The 19,447-nt window shown below is 39.3% G+C and carries 21 protein-coding genes; 10 read left to right on the forward strand and 11 right to left on the reverse strand.

What is annotated here, in order from left to right:
* Positions 1-71: 71 nt before the first annotated feature.
* Positions 72-3,539 carry a lamin tail domain-containing protein gene (locus A8L44_RS17325; RefSeq protein ID WP_066109410.1) on the reverse strand — a complete coding sequence of 1,156 codons (3,468 nt, stop codon included), beginning with the start codon at positions 3,537-3,539 and terminating at the stop codon, positions 72-74.
* A 117-nt stretch (positions 3,540-3,656) separates the two neighbouring features.
* Positions 3,657-3,878: a DUF1450 domain-containing protein gene (locus A8L44_RS17330; protein ID WP_066109413.1), complete on the reverse strand. Its 222-nt coding sequence runs from the start codon at positions 3,876-3,878 to the stop codon at positions 3,657-3,659.
* A 229-nt stretch (positions 3,879-4,107) separates the two neighbouring features.
* Here A8L44_RS17330 and A8L44_RS17335 point away from each other — a divergent pair, with 229 nt between their 5' ends.
* The gene (locus A8L44_RS17335) at positions 4,108-4,839 is read left to right on the forward strand and encodes an RsfA family transcriptional regulator (RefSeq protein WP_066109416.1); all 732 of its coding nucleotides are present in this window, start codon (positions 4,108-4,110) and stop codon (positions 4,837-4,839) included.
* Positions 4,840-4,961: 122 nt separating this feature from the next.
* On the opposite strand, the gene A8L44_RS17340 is transcribed toward A8L44_RS17335, so the two are convergent.
* On the reverse strand, positions 4,962-5,789 hold the full coding sequence (locus tag A8L44_RS17340) for a lipoate--protein ligase family protein (RefSeq protein WP_139063884.1): 828 nt from the start codon (positions 5,787-5,789) through the stop codon (positions 4,962-4,964).
* 61 nt (positions 5,790-5,850) lie between these two features.
* The gene (gene pta / locus A8L44_RS17345) at positions 5,851-6,828 is read right to left on the reverse strand and encodes a phosphate acetyltransferase (RefSeq protein ID WP_066109419.1); all 978 of its coding nucleotides are present in this window, start codon (positions 6,826-6,828) and stop codon (positions 5,851-5,853) included.
* Between the two features lie 184 nt (positions 6,829-7,012).
* Between pta and hemQ the strand changes: the two genes are divergently transcribed.
* From hemQ to gerQ, 3 genes are all read left to right on the forward strand, one after another.
* Positions 7,013-7,780 carry a hydrogen peroxide-dependent heme synthase gene (gene hemQ / locus A8L44_RS17350; RefSeq protein WP_441294140.1) on the forward strand — a complete coding sequence of 256 codons (768 nt, stop codon included), beginning with the start codon at positions 7,013-7,015 and terminating at the stop codon, positions 7,778-7,780.
* A gap of 397 nt (positions 7,781-8,177) precedes the next feature.
* Complete coding sequence (locus A8L44_RS17355; protein WP_066109429.1) at positions 8,178-8,600, forward strand: cell wall hydrolase; 423 nt, start codon at positions 8,178-8,180, stop codon at positions 8,598-8,600.
* A gap of 32 nt (positions 8,601-8,632) precedes the next feature.
* Positions 8,633-9,115 (forward strand): spore coat protein GerQ, encoded by a 483-nt coding sequence (gene gerQ, locus A8L44_RS18635; RefSeq protein WP_077248193.1) that lies wholly within the window; start codon positions 8,633-8,635, stop codon positions 9,113-9,115.
* Between the two features lie 113 nt (positions 9,116-9,228).
* On the opposite strand, the gene A8L44_RS17365 is transcribed toward gerQ, so the two are convergent.
* From A8L44_RS17365 to A8L44_RS17375, 3 genes are all read right to left on the reverse strand, one after another.
* Positions 9,229-9,600 (reverse strand): DUF423 domain-containing protein, encoded by a 372-nt coding sequence (locus A8L44_RS17365; protein WP_066109432.1) that lies wholly within the window; start codon positions 9,598-9,600, stop codon positions 9,229-9,231.
* 20 nt (positions 9,601-9,620) lie between these two features.
* Positions 9,621-9,893 carry a DUF5327 family protein gene (locus tag A8L44_RS17370; protein WP_066109433.1) on the reverse strand — a complete coding sequence of 91 codons (273 nt, stop codon included), beginning with the start codon at positions 9,891-9,893 and terminating at the stop codon, positions 9,621-9,623.
* Positions 9,894-9,970: 77 nt separating this feature from the next.
* Positions 9,971-10,651, reverse strand: coding sequence for a uracil-DNA glycosylase (locus tag A8L44_RS17375; protein ID WP_066109438.1), 681 nt, complete (start codon positions 10,649-10,651; stop codon positions 9,971-9,973).
* 168 nt (positions 10,652-10,819) lie between these two features.
* Between A8L44_RS17375 and A8L44_RS17380 the strand changes: the two genes are divergently transcribed.
* The 4 genes from A8L44_RS17380 (at position 10,820) to bshB2 (ending at position 13,632) form a co-directional block, all read left to right on the forward strand.
* Entirely contained in the window at positions 10,820-11,173 is a 354-nt protein-coding gene (locus tag A8L44_RS17380; RefSeq protein WP_066109441.1) for a general stress protein, read from the forward strand.
* Between the two features lie 453 nt (positions 11,174-11,626).
* Positions 11,627-12,436, forward strand: a complete 810-nt coding sequence (gene pdxK, locus A8L44_RS17385; protein WP_066109443.1) for a pyridoxine/pyridoxal/pyridoxamine kinase — start codon at positions 11,627-11,629, stop codon at positions 12,434-12,436.
* A gap of 151 nt (positions 12,437-12,587) precedes the next feature.
* Positions 12,588-12,938 (forward strand): YojF family protein, encoded by a 351-nt coding sequence (locus tag A8L44_RS17390; RefSeq protein WP_066109446.1) that lies wholly within the window; start codon positions 12,588-12,590, stop codon positions 12,936-12,938.
* 16 nt (positions 12,939-12,954) lie between these two features.
* Complete coding sequence (gene bshB2, locus A8L44_RS17395; protein WP_066109449.1) at positions 12,955-13,632, forward strand: bacillithiol biosynthesis deacetylase BshB2; 678 nt, start codon at positions 12,955-12,957, stop codon at positions 13,630-13,632.
* A 180-nt stretch (positions 13,633-13,812) separates the two neighbouring features.
* On the opposite strand, the gene A8L44_RS17400 is transcribed toward bshB2, so the two are convergent.
* Together A8L44_RS17400 and A8L44_RS17405 are read right to left on the reverse strand one after the other, a co-directional pair.
* On the reverse strand, positions 13,813-14,673 hold the full coding sequence (locus tag A8L44_RS17400; protein ID WP_066109452.1) for a Cof-type HAD-IIB family hydrolase: 861 nt from the start codon (positions 14,671-14,673) through the stop codon (positions 13,813-13,815).
* A complete protein-coding gene (locus tag A8L44_RS17405) occupies positions 14,670-15,350 on the reverse strand; it encodes a DNA alkylation repair protein (protein ID WP_066109455.1) in 681 nt (226 codons plus the stop codon). Before A8L44_RS17405 ends, A8L44_RS17400 begins: the two co-directional genes overlap by 4 nt.
* A 347-nt stretch (positions 15,351-15,697) precedes the next feature.
* Here A8L44_RS17405 and A8L44_RS17410 point away from each other — a divergent pair, with 347 nt between their 5' ends.
* Both A8L44_RS17410 and A8L44_RS17415 read left to right on the forward strand, forming a co-directional pair.
* The gene (locus A8L44_RS17410) at positions 15,698-16,690 is read left to right on the forward strand and encodes a YeiH family protein (protein WP_139063885.1); all 993 of its coding nucleotides are present in this window, start codon (positions 15,698-15,700) and stop codon (positions 16,688-16,690) included.
* 116 nt (positions 16,691-16,806) lie between these two features.
* Entirely contained in the window at positions 16,807-17,430 is a 624-nt protein-coding gene (locus tag A8L44_RS17415; protein ID WP_066109461.1) for a LysE family transporter, read from the forward strand.
* Between the two features lie 3 nt (positions 17,431-17,433).
* Here the strand turns inward: A8L44_RS17415 and A8L44_RS17420 are convergent, their stop codons facing one another.
* Together A8L44_RS17420 and A8L44_RS17425 are read right to left on the reverse strand one after the other, a co-directional pair.
* Positions 17,434-18,789: an amino acid permease gene (locus A8L44_RS17420; RefSeq protein WP_066109462.1), complete on the reverse strand. Its 1,356-nt coding sequence runs from the start codon at positions 18,787-18,789 to the stop codon at positions 17,434-17,436.
* A 140-nt stretch (positions 18,790-18,929) separates the two neighbouring features.
* Positions 18,930-19,127, reverse strand: coding sequence for a cold shock domain-containing protein (locus tag A8L44_RS17425; protein WP_066109465.1), 198 nt, complete (start codon positions 19,125-19,127; stop codon positions 18,930-18,932).
* Between the last annotated feature and the right edge of the window lie 320 nt (positions 19,128-19,447).

The raw sequence follows: 19,447 nt of genomic DNA on the forward strand, positions 1-19,447 counted from the left end.
CTTCTTCCACAATAATACACAACAAAAACCCTTTGAATAGAAATCGATTCTGTTCAAAGGGCACTTTATCTTTATTTAGTCGTAAATTTCCAGACCGGAGAACGTGATCGCCCTCCATAGCTGTCGCTCACTTCTACATACCAGAAATAATCCTGCTTGTTTTTTAGATCCTTTAGGCGGATTTGTACTTTTTCCCGATTCCTTCCGTCCTTATCTTCACCCAATAAGGTATTCGAGTACACATTTACGCCAATATAGTCTGTTGCCACCTGTTTCTGAATCGGGTTCAGCTCCAGTTGGTCAATTGTAAATTCATCGACTTCCGGCTCAAAATAATTATAATCATCCAAGTAAGGCGAGTACGTTTTGACTGATAACTGCTTTGCCTCCGGATTGAAATGGAGCATCCGCATATACCCCTCGCCGCCTTCCGGACCACTCTGATAATCGGCCAGCATTTCATACACTTTACGGAATTTCGATGGTTTTCCTTTTAGAGGAATGGTCGCTACATTACGGCTTGCCCCTGAAATATGCCCTGCAAGAACCAATTTAATATTCTCGTATTTCCGTACAATTTCTTTAAAGACCTGATTACCGTTATACGTCCGTTTTCCTTGATGGTCGAGATAATTATGGACCGCAAGCACCACATTTCTCTCTGAGTATTGGTTTAATACCTTATTAACCCAATCTAGGGTTGCAGTCGTGGTTTCTTTACCCCAGCCCAGATACAGGAAGAGGAAATCGTGCCCGCCAAAGGATGCTAAATCATAGTGATTTGTGTTATTTTCCATCCCGCCTCCGTAATGGGATGTATGCTTAAATCTTTTTTCTCCAAAGTATTTACCATAATTGCGATAATCCAGTACCAAGTTTCCCACATCATGATTTCCGGACACTACCCCATAAGGAACATGATGTTCGTCCAAAATGCCCATACTCTTATCTGCGGTATCCCATTGCTCCAAATCCCATCTGACATTAATAATATCCCCTGTATGAATAACATATTCCGCATTTCCAAGCTGATTTTGGATTCTAATCCAGTTCGTCATCACTGGGAAAATATGTGGGAATGATTCAGAATAATATTGGGTATCTGACATCCAGATCAAATTAAATGGACGATTCACTTCTCCAATAACCTGGTCCTGCACAAGGACCTGCAGCTTTTGATTTTTCAAATAGGCCTCTGTCTCAACCTTTGCTTTCAACAAAAAATCCTTATTGCCGTAGCCATACGCTAATGCATCCCATCTAGATTTTTGTATGTTCCAGGCATATAGAGTGACCTTTCTTCCCTGTAAGGAATGCCCGATCCACTTTACTTCAACCTCTTTCATTTCCGCGGGTGTTTCATCCAGTGAAATTTCGAATCGCTGATACGGAAATCCTTTATTTGAGGCAGTCACCCAATAAGTCTTATCCGCTTTGGCTATCTGCTTTATTTGCTTGGCTAAGATACCTGTTTCACGCGGATAAGTCTGATTGGGCGGCGGTTCCTCATCTGCAATATTGGAAAATGCTTTTAATTGATTCCTCCCTTTGGAGGTAAAATCATAGCGATTGCCTGAGAAAAACTTAGCCACTATTTGATCATTAGTTGGATCTTCTACCTTCACGCTTAGCTTCGGATGAACAGATACTTTTGTATCATTATCAAGCGGTATGGCTTGATTCATAATAATAGGTGCTTCATCCACAATCTTAAAATGAATCGTTTCCTTTTTGCGATTCCCAGCTGCATCTACTGACATGAAGGTTACCTTGTGTTTCCCTTTAGACAGTCTGCCGGAGGAGGTCGTATATGGCAGAGTGATTTCCCGACCATCCAGATAGCCTTTAATGGAGGCTATTGAAGTCACCTCATCCTCGGGGTTTGCATCAATGGTGAATGTTCCCTTATAGGTTCTGCCATTCAGCGGTGTTTTTACATGGAGCTTTGGTGCTGTATTATCAAAAACAACATCTGCTTGGTGAATGGATGTGCCTTTAGATTGAATACTATGGACTCCATCCTGATAAGCCATCGTATCAATCTCTGCCTCTTCTGCTGTGAACATAGCTGCCGGGATGATAAATTCGTAGGATAGGATGAACACTCCCTGATTACCCACCTTCCATTCCTGGGCTTCCCGAGTGCTTTCTCGATTCTCATCACCATCTCCCGTGATTGAATTTACACTGATTGGGCGAATCATCGTACCATCACCCATCAGCAGCTTTATATTCTTGATAGAAAAGCGATCGACATCTTTTTCTTCAACTGTACTTCCGGGCATAAATGTTTCCTTCTTCGTGCCCGTGTGGATGGAAATCGTATTTTTACCCGGTTTGAGTTCATCAATTGGAATTGACAATTCATATGGAAGATATAACCCTGCTGTAGGTTTTAATTTGGATATTAAACAGTCTCCCATGTAAACTGCACTTTTCTTTCTTTCATCAATGCCAAGGCCTTCAAATACAATTGCAGCAGGACGGCTCAAGATCCTCTGTGTCTTCAGTTTTTGTCCATCAACCGTAAGCTTAATCTGTTCCTCAGCTGTTGCCTTTTGAACTTGTATCTTTTTTGTACCTTTTAAAATCGTATTTTTTTGGACAGAAAGCCCCGGCTTTAGGGGTTTGTACATATCTGGATTTCCTATTTTTATCGTCTTTGTCCCTTTTTCGGGGTATCTAATGACATGCTGTCCATCCGATATTTCTATATAATACTCAAAGGTTGGAACAGAACCATAAACATCGTATCGAGATATAATTGATTGATAAGAAGTCGTGGTTTTCATAAGCATATTTGCTTGTGTAAAGGCAGAATCCTGACCTCTTTTATAAAATATTTCTGCCCGCTTAATTAGATGTTCATCCTCAATTTGAATCTCGATAGAGACATCCGAGCGTTCTGGTACTTCTTTTGGCATGGTCACAGGTCTAACAATCGGCTTAGTGGTATCCGTCTGCTTATTGGCATTTAACGGCACCTGTTCATTACTCACTTGACCTGGTGTACTTTCTTTGATTTGTTTATCCTGTTTTAATTTTTTTGCTCCCATATCCTGCTTATAATGGATGAGTCCCTTATCGTAGGTTACATATGAAATAACCGCTCCTGTATCAGTTGCCAGAACGACCGTATTTTTGCTGCTATTGTGTAAGTTACCTTCCAGGCGAATCAGTTGCTTATGATCCACCGAGGCATGAAAGTGGTGTTTGAAATCCTCAAAATCAAACTCATCTTTGCTGGCAGCATTTTTAATCCAAATGATTTTCGTAGATTTTGGCTCTATAAAAGTTGATTCTTTTATATCCCATACTTGCATCGATTTATTCATAGAGAGGTATCGCAGATTGTAATCACGTAAATCGATTGGTACGTCTGTATTATTATAGATTTCGATATATTCATACGTTTTCCCCTGCGGAGAAATCTCTGTAATCAGTAAATCTGGTGGATCATTCGAAAGCGCTATGCTAATTTCGGGATTAAGCCATATACAACAAACTACAGTTAGAATCAGTACACCTATTTTTTTCATATATAATCCTCAATTCCCCATTCAAAGATTGATACCTTAGTATGGATTATTAGATAGGATTTTATGAAAAAAAGTCGCTCTTCTAAAATTTGATCTTTTAGAGGAGCGACTTTTTATTTATTTTATCTTAGCTTTTACTTTTTCAATTAATTCATCTTCTGTTGGTGCAGCTACTGGACGATTATTGACGAACGCAAATGATTTTTTGCGTCCAGGTCCACAGTAGGACTGGCATCCAATCTCAATTTTTGCATCGGGATCGAGCTTGTTTAATTTTGGTAGCAATGTCTTTAGGTTTGTAGCCTGACAGTCGTCACATACTCTAAATTCGTTCGACATGACCGCCTATCCTTTCTTGCCAAAAAATTTGACTCTTTGTTAGTTGTGAGCCTCTTGGGACTAAAGCGTATTGTATCACTCCGGCTCCCTTATTTGCAAGAATCGGCTAAATATCTATTAGGTTAATGAAAAAATCTAGTAACCTGTATAAACTTTGTTCTTTTTGTCCATGCTAGAACCATAATTTGCAAATTTATTTTAAATCTTATAGAAAAGGGAGTTGCAGATCATGAAAATCAGACAAGATGCATGGACTGAAGAAAATGATTTATTACTAGCAGAAACTGTTTTAAGACACGTCCGCGAAGGCAGTACCCAATTGAATGCATTTGACGAAGTTGGAGATAAATTGAACCGTACCGCAGCTGCTTGCGGATTTAGATGGAATGCGGTTGTAAGACACACTTATGAGAAAGCATTGCAGCTTGCCCGTAAACAGCGTAAACAACGCCAAAGATTGCTTGGAAAGGATCAGGGCGGCAAAAAGAAAATCCTGTACCAGCCACCGACTCCATCTTTACGAGACTTTGAAACAGTAACTACCGCAATGGAAGATGAATTGATGGACATGGATATTTCCACCGAACAAAAAGATACTGAAACATTTGAGCAAACAAGCCTATTTCCAGTGCTGGAAGAATACAAGACTCCGGCTTTGACGATGGACGATGTTATTGTATTCTTACAATCTTATGATACAAACAGCCTGAAACTGCAAGCATTACAATCTGAAAATGAAAGATTGCGCCTTGAAATCAGGGAACTGAAAAATACAAATAAAGAATTGCAGCACAAGCTTGATAATGTTGAAGAAAATACCGTTACGATTCAGGAAGACTACGAAACACTCATGAATATTATGAATCGTGCCCGTAAATTAGCTTTATTGGATGAAGATGACCGACAAGCTACTAAATTTAAGATGGATCGTAATGGAAATCTAGAAAAAATCGCAGAATAAATATAAAAAGCCGGCTCTTTTCAGAGGAGCCGGCTTTCATCTGTAATATCAAACCATTCTCACTTTCATTCGAGCATGTAAGAGACTACTTTTAACAGCCCCTCCTAAAACGATGGAAAGAATTAATCGATTTCCAATTTCGCATTGCGGTCTTGCATTCTTTCTAAATAGGATTCGAACAGTGGCATTTCTGCTTCCGCCAAAGAATTCATCTCAATCTGCCCGGCATGATCCTGTAATGCCTTCATTAAGCGAAGCATTACATCATTTACAGTCAGCTCGACACCGAGCAAATCAGATAAGGAAGCCATAACTTTTGGATTCACAGTAGGGTAAACAAATTTCGTCTCAGTCCCATTTAGAGCAATTTTATAAAAATCTCTCACTAATGCAGCTCTTTGTTCAGCATCCCCATTGATATCCAAGTAGATTTGTACTGCTACACCATGACGGATTCTCCTTTGAGAGATACCGGCAAATTTTTTGCCATCAATGCTTAAATCATAGCTTCCCGGACAATAAGAGCCTACGATTTCACCCGCTTTAATCTCATTATCAAAGTCTCGAAACATGTACTTGATCAGTTCCCACATAGCGTCATATCCGCGATTAATCTCAATTTTCCGGTCTTTTTCCGGAAAAACAAGCGTCAGGTTCAAAATTCCTTCATCCAATACAACGGCCAATCCGCCTGAATTTCGGACAATACAGTCATAGCCCTTCTCATGCAGGAAATCAGCAGCTTGCTTCAGCATCGGGAGCCTTCCGTCCTGGATACCCAACACAACTGTTTTTTGATGAACCCAAGCCCGTGCGGTAACTGGTGAGTTCCCAGCTCCAACCGAAGCGCATAATGTATCGTCAATCGCAAATGATTGAATGGCACGTGTATGCATACCTGATTGACTATGGTCAATGATTCTCCAGCGATCCTGCTGTAATAAATTCATCTTACCTCTCTCCATCTATAAAAAAATAGGCGCCAAAGGGCGCCATAGGTCACTTATAAACTTATTTTACCAAAGCTTGAGAAGCTGTGATCAGTGCAAGGTTGTATACATCCTCTGCGTTACATCCTCTGGATAGGTCGTTCACAGGAGCATTTAGACCTTGCAGGATTGGTCCAACTGCTTCAAATCCGCCTAGGCGTTGTGCAATTTTATATCCAATATTACCTGCTTCAAGGCTAGGGAATACAAATACATTTGCAGAACCTTGAAGTGGAGAGTTAGGAGCTTTAGATGCAGCAACAGATGGAACAATCGCTGCGTCGAATTGAATTTCTCCGTCTACGATTAATTGTGGGTCCATCTCCGTTACAAGCTTAACAGCATCCGCCACTTTTGTTGTTTCTTCAGATACAGCAGAACCAACTGTGGAGAAGCTAAGCATTGCAACACGTGGATCTAGATCAAACATACGCGCTGTTCTAGCACTTTCAATTGCAATTTCAGCAAGATCCTGGCTGTCAGGAGCAATATTGATTGCGCAGTCTGCAAATACGTATTTTTCATCACCTTTAACCATGATGAATACGCCAGACGTCTTTTTAACGCCTGCTTTTGTTTTAATGATTTGCAATGCCGGACGTACTGTATCTGCTGTAGAATGCGCAGCACCGCTGACCAAACCATCTGCTTTATTTAGATATACAAGCATTGTTCCGAAATAGTTTTCGTCAAGCAAGATTTTACGTGCTTGTTCTTCAGTCGCTTTACCTTTACGACGTTCAACGAAAGCTGTCACAAGCTCGTCCATCATAATATATGTAGCAGGATCGTAAATTTCCATATTATCTACAGAAATATTCATATCCTTCGCTTTTTTTGTGATTTCATCAATATTTCCAACTAAGATTGGAATGATTGTTTTCTCAGCTGCCAATCTTCCTGCTGCTTCAAGAATTCTTTCATCCATTCCTTCTGGGAATACAATTCGCAATTGATTGCCAGAAACTTTTTCTTTTAAAGTTGTAAATAAATTACTCATTTTTTATGTCCTCCTCAAAATGTCACTCTACCTAGAATACACCTTTATGATGAATTATTTAATAGGTTTGCCTTATTTTTTAAAATTATAGCGGTATGTCAAAATATCGACAAGTTTATCGAAGCCTTGATTCAAGAAAATATGCCATTGATTGTGATATAGTAAATGGCATGAACGAAATGTTATGTGGGAGATGATAAGTATGAGTGAAGCAGCTAAAACATTAGACGGTTGGTATTGTTTACATGACTTCCGTACAATTGACTGGTTATCCTGGAAAATGTTACCCAAAGACGAACGTGCCACTGCCATCAATGAATTCCTGGGATTGGTTGAAAAATGGAATAAAACTCAGAATGAAAACCAAGGCAGTCATGCTCTTTATACAATTGTCGGACAAAAAGCAGACTTTATGATGATGCTTTTACGCCCAACAATGGAAGAATTAAATGCACTTGAATTAGAGTTTAATAAAACTAAATTAGCAGAGTTCACAATTCCGGCACATTCTTATGTATCTGTTGTTGAGCTAAGTAATTATCTGCCTTCTGATTCAGATGAAGATCCATATCAGAATCCTCATGTTCGTTCCAGACTATACCCGATCTTGCCGACATCTAAGCATGTTTGCTTCTATCCGATGGACAAGCGTCGTCAAGGCAATGATAACTGGTATATGCTTCCGATGGAGGATCGTAAAAAACTTATGTATTCTCACGGAATGATTGGCCGACAATATGCTGGCAAGGTTAAACAAATTATTTCTGGATCCGTTGGATTCGATGACTATGAGTGGGGTGTTACCCTTTTCGCAGATGATGTTCTCCAATTTAAAAAATTGGTTTATGAAATGCGTTTCGATGAAGTGAGTGCCCGTTACGGTGAATTCGGTTCCTTCTTTGTTGGAAATATCCTTACACCGGACTGTGTCAGCGAATTTTTACATGTTTAAATAGGATAAAAGGAAGTGCCTTTAAAAGCCATTATACATGGTGGATAGGGCACTTTTTTGTTGTCCAAGCACCAAGATCCCCTTTATTTCAAAATACTCTGTTCCCCTCAGATAAAGGTTGAAGCATTTCCCCAATAACCGCCTGTCTCTTCATTTGCTTCAGTATCGACTTCCCCTGTGTTGTTAACCTTTTTAAATTCCATCACACAGGAAAATTATGTGAATAGTGCGACCTGCAAAAACAAAGCAATCTCTTCTGCTCTTCTTGAAATGGATGAAGTAATATCCTTTTTTATCATAAGCCGGTCTCCCCCTGCATAATTTTCTATAGTGAGCATACCTTTTACGTATCTACAACACATCATGAAATGACCTATCGAAAAGAGGTGCTTCAAGCATGGCAGTTATAAAAGCTACTGAGGAGGATATAAAAGTTCTTGCCCGATTAATGAGAGCAGAAGCTGAGGGTGAAGGAAATTTGGGCATGTTAATGGTTGGCAATGTAGGTGTCAACAGGGTACGTGGTGAATGTTTGGATTTCGTAAATATCCGATCGATTCCTCAAATGGTTTTCCAAAACCCCGGTGGATTCGAAGCGACACAGAAAGGATACTTTTATCAACGTGCCAGAGAGAGTGAAATCAGGCTGGCAAGAAGAGTCGTCAACGGGGAACGTTTTAATCCGGCCACGAACGCTCTTTGGTTCTTCAGACCGGAAGGGGACTGCCCGGCACAATGGTTTGGACAATACAATTCTGGGCGTTACAAATCACACTGCTTCTTTGCACCGACACAATCTGATTGTCCAACTGTTTTTTAGAATACTATTGTTTATAGAGGAGGAGTCATTTTATGAAACAACCGGGTTCACAATCATACGGCGGGGGGCAAACGTATGGAGGCGGATATCAAGTCCCTTATAATCCCTATATGGCAGGACAAACAGGCATGGGGCAGCAGCAACAGTTTCAGCCACAACAACAGCAACAACAACTGCCCTTTCCGGCGCAGTCGTATACTCTAGGCGGTGGTGGATCACCGTTCCAAACTTCTCCGTCGCCTGCTCCGGGTCAATTCGTAGAACAATCCTATATCGAAAATATTCTGCGTTTAAATCGCGGTAAACTCGCTTCGGTATATATGACCTTTGAGGGAAGTAAGGATGGTAATACAAGACTATTCAAAGGAATTATTGAAGCAGCCGGCCGAGATCATCTTATCTTAAGTGATCCGCAAACAGGCATGCGCTATTTATTGCCACTGATTTACCTCGATTATGTAACTTTTGATGAAGAAATCGAATACTCCTATCCTTTTGGTTCTCCATCTCGTTAATCGAGAATGGTTAGCATACCGAGAATAAAAAATATTTGACGAACTAATCCCTATAGTACATAGAAGAACCGCTTATGTCAGACATAAGCGGTTCTTCTATGAACATATCAAACTTATGAATATTTATAAACAGCCACAATCATTAATACCCAGGAAGCAATAAATGCAACTCCGCCAAACGGCGTTATAATACCAAGCTTACCAATACTTGCTACACTGAGTACATATAAGCTTCCAGAAAAGAGAATAATTCCAACTAACATGAGCCAACCTGACCAATTTAACAATTGATGTGAGGATAATCGATCCCACAACAATCCTATTGCCAATAATCCACCTGCATGGAACATCTGATACTGAACGGCTGTTTTCCAGACCGCCAGAGACTTTTCAGAAATCTTCCCCTCCAGCCCATGAGCTCCGAATGCACCGCATGCCACGGACATCGCCGCATTAATGGCTGCAATAATAATAAATGTTTTCATCCCCATTCTCTCCTTTGCGTTTAAAAATCAAGCAGTGAATCCCCGTTTGCGTCCTCCATCTTAACTGGTTCCTCCTGAGGAAGAGAGACAGTCGGATTCGTTTGCTGAATTGGATTATATGGAACAGTTTTCTTCACAGTTTGTCCTTCCGCCTTCGTATGATCACTTATGACCAAGTCGATTAAGCTTTGAACGGCAATTAGGTATCCATTCCTTTTTTCAGCAGGCGCCATTTTAGCCTTATGAATCAGTTCATCCATTTTGTCCAATACCTTTTCTGATGTTATTTCCACAGATTCACACCTCTTACCTTCATCTCTTCTTATTCAATTCTATCCTAACTTCGCCAAGGAATCTATTTTTCACAACCTCACAAATCAGGAATGGCCCAATCGATTTCCTTCAGCCCATTTTGTCGGAGAAGTTCATTCGTTTTAGAAAATGGCTTACTTCCAAAGAAACCTCGCCGAGCAGATAGCGGGCTCGGGTGAACCGAGGTAATGATGTGATGCTTCTTCTGATCAATTAAGTGAATTTTGGATTGTGCTGGTTTTCCCCATAATAGGAAAACAACCGGTTCTGATTTTTCATTCAATGTCTCTATTATTTTATCTGTTAATCGCTCCCATCCTCTCCCCTTATGTGAATGGGCTTCTCCCTGTCTGACAGTCAAAACGGTATTTAACAAAAGTACCCCCTGATCCGCCCAACTTTTCAAGTATCCATTGTTAGGGACTGGAATTCCTAAGTCATCATTTAGTTCCTTGAAAATATTCCGTAGCGAGGGCGGGAGAGCAACTTCAGGCTGTACAGAGAAACTTAATCCATGAGCCTGATTGGGGCCATGGTAGGGATCCTGCCCGAGCAATACCACTTTTACGGATTTAAAATCAGTATAGTTCAAAGCGTTGTAGATATCTTCAGCCTTTGGATAGACAATCTCGTTTTCATACTCCTTTTTTATAAAATTACACAGGGCTGCATAATATGGTTGTTTAAATTCATCCACTAAATACTCCAGCCAGTCATTCTGTAAAATTTGGTGACTCATCCAATCCACTCCTCTATATACTTCAGAAATTATTATATTTGTCGAACAATATTTTCCGCTTACACTCTCTTTACCCTGCTCAACTTATGTTTATAGATTTTTTAATAGGTTATATAAACACTGTAACTACATTTTAAATTAAAATCCAAAAATCGAGGAGGATGCAAGATGTATCAAGTTTTTGTAGTAGAAAATTCAGTTCAAGCTAAAGAGAAAGTTGAACAACTTGCAGCTGAGGGATTTACAAAAGAGAATGTTTATCTGTTTTCCCATAATAAAGAGTTTTCGAAGGATTTAACTGATGCTACGGATACAGGCAACATTGGTATTGGTGAGCAAGGTTTCTTTGAAAGTGTAGGAAATCTGTTCAAAAAACGTGGCGACGAATTGCGCAGCAAGCTCCAATCACTTGGATTATCTGAGTTAGAAGCACAACAATATGAAAAAGATCTTGATGACCACAAAATTGTTATTGTTACTTCGAACCAGGCAAGTGATATTGATAATACAAAAATAATGTAACGCATACAGCATAAAAAGGGCTTAAGGATGGGTTCTCTCTTCCTTAACGCCCTTTTTTTTACTGGCTTTTTTACTACTCTGATCAAGTTACAATGCATAAGAAAAAACTTTTTTGCATATATCAATCTGATGTTATTAGAATCAATCATTGTTCATTCTCGTCTCCATGATCACGAGCATCTGCTTACTATGTCTTAAATCATATAAGCGTTATTGTTATCCACTATTTTTCACTTATAGTATCATTACTATATGAGCTTTTACCTTTATAAACTCTTACTGTATACTTCCGGTTTATACCTATGATAAAATACCGCAAAATGGTAATTCAGAATTTATTGTTCACGGATTATGTATACAATTAACAGCATCAGTTTTTTTCCATACATATTGTTTTGGTATGTATTATAAAGTATAACTAAATTAAGTTTTATAATGAGGGAGGATAGGCCAATGAGTCTAAAAAAAGCATTGACTATAGCTGGATCAGACAGCAGCGGCGGAGCAGGACTTCAAGCAGATTTAAAAACATTCCAGGAGCTTGGCGTTTATGGAATGACTGCTGTTACTTCAATTGTTGCAATGGACCCTAAAAATAACTGGTCTCATAATGTATTTTCTATTGATGTTTCAACTGTGGAGGCACAACTGGATACAATCCTTTCTACAGGAATTGATGCCATGAAAACAGGGATGCTTGGGACCGTTGATATTATTGAATTGGCTGCACGAAAAATTAAAGAGTATGGCCTTGATAAAGTCGTCATAGACCCTGTAATGGTTTGCAAAGGGACAGATGAAGTGTTAATGCCTGAGAATACAGTGGCAATGAGAGAATTGCTTCTCCCTCTTGCTACGGTTGTAACACCAAATCTTTTTGAGGCTTGGCAATTATCCGGGATTGGCCCCATCACTACTATTGATGAAATGAAACAAGCTGCAAAGATTATCCATGATCAAGGGGCAAAATATGTCCTTATCAAGGGTGGCACTAAACTTGATGGGCAAGATAAAGCAATTGACCTAATTTATGATGGAACAGACTATACCATCCTTGAATCCGAAAAGTTTGCGACTACTTATACCCATGGTGCCGGTTGTACAACTGCTGCAGCCATTACTGCTGAGCTGGCTAAAGGAAAAACAGTTGAAGAAGCCTTGGCTACTGCAAAGGAATTTATCTCAGCCGCTATTGAACATAGCTGGAAGCTAAATGAATTTGTTGGACCAGTTATGCATGGTGCTTACCGTACATATAAATAATTTCTTCTTTATTACAGGCTGTCCGAAATTTAGGACAGCTTTTTTCCATCTCCATTTTTAGCAATTTTTCAGATACTTTAGTATCATAATTAATACAACACTAATTTAATAGGAAACTAATGTGTTCCTTTTTATATAGGAGGTAATCTTAATGAAGCCAATTGACCTGCTTGATTCACAAAAAGCGCTGCAATCATATGCCGGTTTACAGGTTTATTTGCATTTAGAGACAACAAACGGCGCTTATGCCACTCATAATGATGAATCATTCTTCTCAGCAGGTGCGTTTATCCGTAATGTTTCTATTTGTTTTGAAGAAGGTAAAATTATCGGAGATGGCCCTTATCGGGTAGGATTAAGAATGAAGGAAGGCTGGGTATACGCTGAAGGGATTACCCATTACGAAATCGATGAATTCGGCCGCCTTTTAATGGCTGGACTTGACCAGAGCGGAAGACTGGCTGTCGCTTTTGAAATCAGTACCGCCCCATTTGATAAATAACAAGGAGTTGGGATAAATGGATAAAGAGAAACATGTATTAGTCATATTCCCTCATCCTGATGATGAGGCATTTGGGGTTTCCGGAACAATCGCCTCTTATACAAGAGCTGGTATCCCCGTTACCTATGCATGCTTAACGCTTGGTGAAATGGGACGTAATCTTGGAAATCCTCCTTTTGCAACACGGGAGAGTCTCCCGAAGATTCGCAAGAAAGAATTAATAGACGCAGCACAAATAATGGGTATTAAGGATTTACGTATGATGGGACTGCGCGATAAAACTGTTGAATTCGAAAATGAAGAGTGGCTAGCTAATCAAATGACTAAGCTTATTGATGAGCTTGATCCTTCCCTCATTATCACTTTCTATCCGGGATTCAGTGTCCATCCGGATCATGAGGCTTGCGGAAGAGCTGTCGTACAGGCAGTCTCTGAAATCAATCCTGAAAAAAGGCCAAAGCTTCATTGTGTAGCCTTTTCCAACAACCATCAGGATGTCCTTGGAGAGCCTGATATCATAAATAATATTCAGGATGTAATCGAGACTAAACTAAAGGCAATCTCTGCCCACCGCTCTCAAACTGAGGCGATGATGGCTGGTTGGCCTGAATTACTCGCCCAAAAGAATAAAGAGCTTGAAAGCCGCCTTTGCTTTGAAAGATTTTATTCATATAAATGGCCTGAAAAAATATAAGAATTAGATTTATAAAAGCTGTCATACTAATGACGGCTTTTTTTGCGGGCATCTTTATTTCATAAAAAAAACCGCCTTCATTACTAAAGGCGGTTCAAAAAAAGGGGGGGATACTTTGGAAAACTTCATTGTAGTACTATGATAGCCATATTCTGGACCACCTATACCTAATTTTTAAATTTATTTTTGAACGATGTACTTATAAATGATATGGGCGACACCATCCTCTTCATTTGTTAAGGTAACATCCTTGCACAGCCCTTTAATCTCATCGGATGCATTACCCATAGCAACGGACATCCCCGCTTTTTCGAACATAGATAAATCATTAAAGTTATCTCCCACAGCAATTGTTTCTTCAAGTGGGATTCGTAATTTTTCTAGCAATTTCTCCAAAGCTATTCCCTTAGAAACACCACTCTGGTTAATTTCAATATTCCCCTTACCGGATGAAGTGACAGTTATTCCTTCCATCTCTCCAAGAATAGTGCCAGTATTTTTTAGTTTATTCATATCAGAGGAAAAGACTAGTATTTTGTATATTTCGATATCCTCTTCATTAATTAGCTGGAAGTAATCGTCTGTCGCAAATAAGAATCCAAATTTAATTCTGCCTTCAGCAAATTCACGAACTTTATCTTCTTCCTGATCAGGATTGGCACTCAAGAAGATATCGACAAGTGAATCAATAGCCTTTTCGGGGTTTTTGGAAAATGTCCCCCTGTTTGTATACATTTCAAAATAAAGATCCATTTCTTCCAAAAGCTTGACTGTCTCCACTAAGCTTTCTTGCTTCATCGGATTGGAATCCACCAAACTGCCTTCCTGATTATAAACAGCTGCTCCATTTAAACTGATAATAGGACAGTGAAAGTTAATCTCATCAAGTGCAAACCTTGCTTCTTTATAAGATCGGCCCGTAGCAACAATTACTTGTCCCCCGCTATCCCTTACTGCCTCCATCGCCTTTCGGTTCTCGTCACTTACCATTTGATGCTCATTCAGTAATGTTCCATCCATATCGGTTGCTATACACTTCATACAGTCTCCCCCTTTAGAAAATGCTTACTACCTTCTCTTCTGCTGAGAGGTGCAAGCTCTGTTTTTTTTATAAAGTTCTTCACAGACTCCGGATCCGTTTTTGAATATTCTCTCAGTGCCCACCCAATCGCTTTTTGAATAAAGAATTCTTTACTATCCGCATTTTTCAATATGTAGTCATATAAGATTCTCTCATTTGTTTGACCTTTATAGGAAAGTTGAAAGAGGATTGCTGTTCTACGTAGCCACATATTATTATCTATTACCCAATCATTCATGATAGTATCTATTAAATCAGGATTTCTTAATACCAAATTGCCAACCTGCTTAGAGGCAATCATATCTACGGTATCCCACCAAGATTTTGTCGTAATTAATGTTTTTAGTAGCGGTAAATCCTTTACTTCCAGTTTGTCGATATAGTTAGCAAGGTAATCAAGCGCAGCATTTTGCCATTCTCTCTCCGGCATATTCCAAAGCTTTAAACAAAATTCATGTGAAAGCGGCATAGCAAGAATACCTGTTTCCTTAAAGAATACAGACATACATTTTCTTCTTTCCGGGGTTTTAATCCCGTAAAAAGGAAATTGATTCTTCATATATCGCGCCATTGCTACTGCTTGTTCTTCATTCTTTTCATTCTCAAATAACTGTTTTAAACGATTAATATAATCCACATTTCCACCTCACCTATTCTTCCCTTATAAGCCAGCTTCAGGGCCTAACCGCTCGAGTCATAAGTGTAGCTGCTGCAGTAGAGGAAAAGCGCTCTCCCTCCGTGCTTGTCGGAGTTGGGCAGTCGCCTCAGCTTTTTGTATAAAAGATCCTGTATTGGATAAACATACAATTAATTAATTGAGTGTTACCTCTTTTTTATTAAGTCTAAGAATATTAAACTAGGGAAGTGGCTTCATGGAAGCTATTGCCAGGACTCATAATAACCTGGCTATGTATATACATATATTCTACGCATACATAATGACTGTTTTCAAATATAGTGATGAAAGAATTAGGAGTGACTACTATGACTAAACAAACTCAATCTCCTTTATCATTTTGGGGAGGTCTGGGCTTTACGGCCTTATTGGCGCTGCTTGGATTTGTCCTTGCTGAATTGCCCTTTTTCGAATACATAGGACCATTAGCATGCAGTATTTTGCTCGCCATCCTGTATCGTAATATTCGCAGCTATCCAACAAATTTACGGACGGGCGTTCATTTTTCAGCAAGAATTCTCTTACGTGCTGCCATTATTTTATATGGGTTGAAATTAGATATGCAGATTATTTTTAGTGAAGGTCTTGGCCTTTTGGGTAAAGCTCTGATTTGTATCGTATTCTCTGTAGCCCTCATGGTATTGCTTGGCAAATGGCTGAAAATTGATCCAATGATTTCTTTCCTGCTTGGTGCAGGGACAGGAATATGCGGCGCAGCGGCTATAGCAGCGGTTTCACCTATAGTGGATTCAAAAGAAGAGGACACGGCGATGAGCGTCGGGATGATTGCATTGATTGGTACTATTTTTTCAGTCGCCTATACGATGCTTATTCCGATTCTCCCCCTAACACCTACTGAATATGGAATTTGGTCCGGACTTAGCTTACATGAATTGGCTCATGTAGCTTTAGCGTCTGAGCCTGCTGGGGAAGCTGCTGTTACAATGGCTTTATTAGCTAAATTATGTCGTGTTTTCTTATTGATTCCTTTCTGTTTTGTATTAGTGTTCTGGATGAAACGTAAACAAGGCGCTGGCAGCCAATCCTCCATTCCATTTCCATGGTTTCTTCTAGGATTTCTGGCCTTAAGTATTTTTAGAACTTATCTTGCTGGATCCTGGTTTCCTGAATACCTATATGATTACATTGCCATGCTGACCACTTTTCTACTTTCGATGGCTATGGCTGGGCTAGGCTTAACGATTGATTTAAAAGAGCTTAAGAAACGAGCAAGCCTTCCCTTGCTTACAATGGTTATTACATCCGTTCTTTTATCAATTCTGACATATTTTTGGGCATGAGCCATTTGAGGCTTATGCCTCTTTTTTATGTTTTCCTTAAACTATTCTTTTTTGTCGTACAAGCCTGTATACATGCATATGATAATTTGAGCAATTAAAATGGAGGTATAAATTGTATGTATGGATTATTGGGATATGTCTATCTAGGAATTTCCTTATCGGCTCCTATCGGACCAATTAATGCTGCACAAATGGAAATTGGTTTAAGGCATGGATTCTTAAATGCCTGGGTATTCGGTCTGGGCGCTATACTAGCCGATATCTGCTATATGCTTGTTGTTTATACCGGGTTGGCTCAATATATGCAAGTTCCTCTAATCCAAACCTTTCTCTGGTTATTCGGGGCTTTCGTGCTTACTTATTCCGGAGTAGAGAGTCTGGTTGCTGTTTATCATAAAAAAAACCAAAGCAATATACGGAACAAGGATATCACTCGTTCCTTTCGCTCTGGCTTTTTTATGTCGTTATTGAATCCATTATCCATTCTTTTTTGGTTGGGCATCTATGGCTCTGTACTCGCCAAAACCGTGAGTCACTTATCTCCTCAGCAAATCATCATTAACAGCTTGGCCATCCTTTTGGGGATATTAATTTGGGACTACTCGATGGCGATGATGGCATCCATATTTAGGCGCTATTTAACCAATAAACTCTTAGCGGGAATTTCAATCATATCCGGAATTTCCTTAGTTGGCTTTGGGATCTATTTTGGAGTTATGGGGGTTCAATCCCTAATTTAATCGTTAGTTATGGATTCTTCGCCTTGTTAAAGGCCGTTTTCGTTTTCGAATAATAGCCATAATAATTGTAATCAGGCTTACAAAAGAAACAAAAGCTAGACTTACGAAAAAGCCCATTCTCGTGTCCTTTTCAATGACCGTCCCAACAATAGCCAGCAAAATAAGCCCAAGCCCTATAGTTCGTTTTATTTTATCCTTTGTTTTTAGGTCAGCAAGCTTGGAATACGTCAACAGGATTAATATCCAATTGTAAAGGATGAGTAAACTCGCACCAGTCGTAAAGTATTCATAGACCTTATCCGGCATCACTCTCGACAGAACGATAGAGATTAGCAAACCAGTCACTGTTACAGCAAAAGCAGGCAGAGGGATTGCGAACTTCCCTTTTTTCCCCAATATTTTCGGGGCATCTCGATCCTCAGCTAAGGTCGTCAGCATATTTGCAACAGAAAAAAGTGAAGCCGACATTGTTGAAAAACCGGCAATTATCAAAGCTCCATTAAAAAGATGCATAATGAACCTAAATGGATAATAACTCAAGACCGTTAAAAACGGGCTTTCTTTTAGATTAACCTTATCCCATGGCAACAGCATTACGACTAAGCCTAGGGATATGATGTAAATGACGGTTAATGCTAGAATCATGACTCTCCCTGCTTTTGGAGCATCCTCTTTTTTCTCTAATCGCATAGACATAATACCCAGAACTTCAATACCTCCAAAGGCAAAAAAAGCAAAAACGAGAGATGACCAAGTTTTCTTCCAATCTGTAGGAAAAACCTCCTTAACCGTTGAAGGAAAATCAAGTGTTCCTTTTCCATCAATCACACCACACAAGCCAAGGATCACGATAATGACAAACATTAAAATTGCGGATACTTTAACGATTGCACTGACATTCTCCATCGGTTCAAACAGCTTTGCCCCAATAATAATAACAATCAGTCCAAGTGCTCCGTAGATGGCTGCAAATATCCATAAAGGAAATTCAGGAAACCAAAACCTAGAAAATAGAGACAGGGCTGTTAATTGGCTTCCCATTATAAGCATTTCTGAAAACCAGTAAACCCACCCATTTAAGAACCCAAAAGAACGTCCAAACGCCTTACGGGAGTATGTACGAAAAGACCCTTTTTGAGGATCTTTTTCCGTCATCTTTGCTAAAGCTTCATATACGATATATGTCGTACAAGCGGCAAGTATAAACGCAATTAATATTGATGGGCCGGCAAGCCTGATTCCTAATCCGGAACCTAAGAAAAAGCCGGTTCCAATTGTACAGCCTATCCCTATAAGGGAAAGCTGCCACCATTGCAGTTTTTTCTTTTCTTGATTTTTTGTCGCTGCTGCTTTTTTCATATCCTATCCGCCCTTTGATTTATATCAGACTGTATCCTCAATTAATCTGCTCCATCCAGGCGAAACTTATGCTTTATTTGCTTGCCAATATAAAAAGGGTACAATCCGAAAAGGATTGTACCCGATGGTTTTAAATTTAATTAGATACGCTCTACATTAGCAGCTTGTGGTCCGCGATTTCCATCAACGATTTCGAATTCAACTTCTTGACCTTCTTCAAGAGTTTTGAATCCTTCACCTTGAATAGCAGAGAAGTGTACGAATACATCGTCACCATCTTCACGCTCGATAAAACCAAAACCTTTTTCTGCATTAAACCATTTTACTTTTCCGACCATTTTTTTGGCCCCCTAACTTTTAGTGAAAATTTTAAAAGTAGAAAACCAGAAAAACCTTTTCTGTCTAAGCATGTACTTAAAGACTGTAAAAATTTTTTTGATCTTCAAACCTTTTTGCTGTTTTATTGTAACATACAGCTTACTAATTAACAAACAATTTAAACAAATCAAACTAATCCAAAATGTGATGGTTATTCCAATATAGGGTAAAAATATAATTTGTATCTTCTTTATCAATACAAAATGAAACTTTTGAACTGTCTTCTTCGTAAAGGCTCGTTAATTCATCTGGTACCACTTAATCTTCATCAGTCTCCTGA

This window comes from Bacillus sp. FJAT-27986 (genome assembly GCF_001685035.1).
Classification (GTDB): domain Bacteria; phylum Bacillota; class Bacilli; order Bacillales; family Pradoshiaceae; genus Pradoshia.

Excerpts from the sequence above, each read along its gene's own strand:
- A8L44_RS17325 (WP_066109410.1), bottom strand. The coding sequence starts at position 3,539 with ATGAAAAAAATAGGTGTACTGATTCTAACTGTAGTTTGTTGTATATGG.
- A8L44_RS17330 (WP_066109413.1), bottom strand. The coding sequence starts at position 3,878 with ATGTCGAACGAATTTAGAGTATGTGACGACTGTCAGGCTACAAACCTA.
- A8L44_RS17335 (WP_066109416.1), top strand. The coding sequence starts at position 4,108 with ATGAAAATCAGACAAGATGCATGGACTGAAGAAAATGATTTATTACTA.
- A8L44_RS17340 (WP_139063884.1), bottom strand. The coding sequence starts at position 5,789 with ATGAATTTATTACAGCAGGATCGCTGGAGAATCATTGACCATAGTCAA.
- pta (WP_066109419.1), bottom strand. The coding sequence starts at position 6,828 with ATGAGTAATTTATTTACAACTTTAAAAGAAAAAGTTTCTGGCAATCAA.
- hemQ (WP_441294140.1), top strand. The coding sequence starts at position 7,013 with ATGTGGGAGATGATAAGTATGAGTGAAGCAGCTAAAACATTAGACGGT.
- A8L44_RS17355 (WP_066109429.1), top strand. The coding sequence starts at position 8,178 with ATGGCAGTTATAAAAGCTACTGAGGAGGATATAAAAGTTCTTGCCCGA.
- gerQ (WP_077248193.1), top strand. The coding sequence starts at position 8,633 with ATGAAACAACCGGGTTCACAATCATACGGCGGGGGGCAAACGTATGGA.
- A8L44_RS17365 (WP_066109432.1), bottom strand. The coding sequence starts at position 9,600 with ATGAAAACATTTATTATTATTGCAGCCATTAATGCGGCGATGTCCGTG.
- A8L44_RS17375 (WP_066109438.1), bottom strand. The coding sequence starts at position 10,651 with ATGAGTCACCAAATTTTACAGAATGACTGGCTGGAGTATTTAGTGGAT.
- A8L44_RS17380 (WP_066109441.1), top strand. The coding sequence starts at position 10,820 with ATGTATCAAGTTTTTGTAGTAGAAAATTCAGTTCAAGCTAAAGAGAAA.
- pdxK (WP_066109443.1), top strand. The coding sequence starts at position 11,627 with ATGAGTCTAAAAAAAGCATTGACTATAGCTGGATCAGACAGCAGCGGC.
- A8L44_RS17390 (WP_066109446.1), top strand. The coding sequence starts at position 12,588 with ATGAAGCCAATTGACCTGCTTGATTCACAAAAAGCGCTGCAATCATAT.
- bshB2 (WP_066109449.1), top strand. The coding sequence starts at position 12,955 with ATGGATAAAGAGAAACATGTATTAGTCATATTCCCTCATCCTGATGAT.
- A8L44_RS17400 (WP_066109452.1), bottom strand. The coding sequence starts at position 14,673 with ATGAAGTGTATAGCAACCGATATGGATGGAACATTACTGAATGAGCAT.
- A8L44_RS17410 (WP_139063885.1), top strand. The coding sequence starts at position 15,698 with ATGACTAAACAAACTCAATCTCCTTTATCATTTTGGGGAGGTCTGGGC.
- A8L44_RS17415 (WP_066109461.1), top strand. The coding sequence starts at position 16,807 with ATGTATGGATTATTGGGATATGTCTATCTAGGAATTTCCTTATCGGCT.
- A8L44_RS17420 (WP_066109462.1), bottom strand. The coding sequence starts at position 18,789 with ATGAAAAAAGCAGCAGCGACAAAAAATCAAGAAAAGAAAAAACTGCAA.
- A8L44_RS17425 (WP_066109465.1), bottom strand. The coding sequence starts at position 19,127 with ATGGTCGGAAAAGTAAAATGGTTTAATGCAGAAAAAGGTTTTGGTTTT.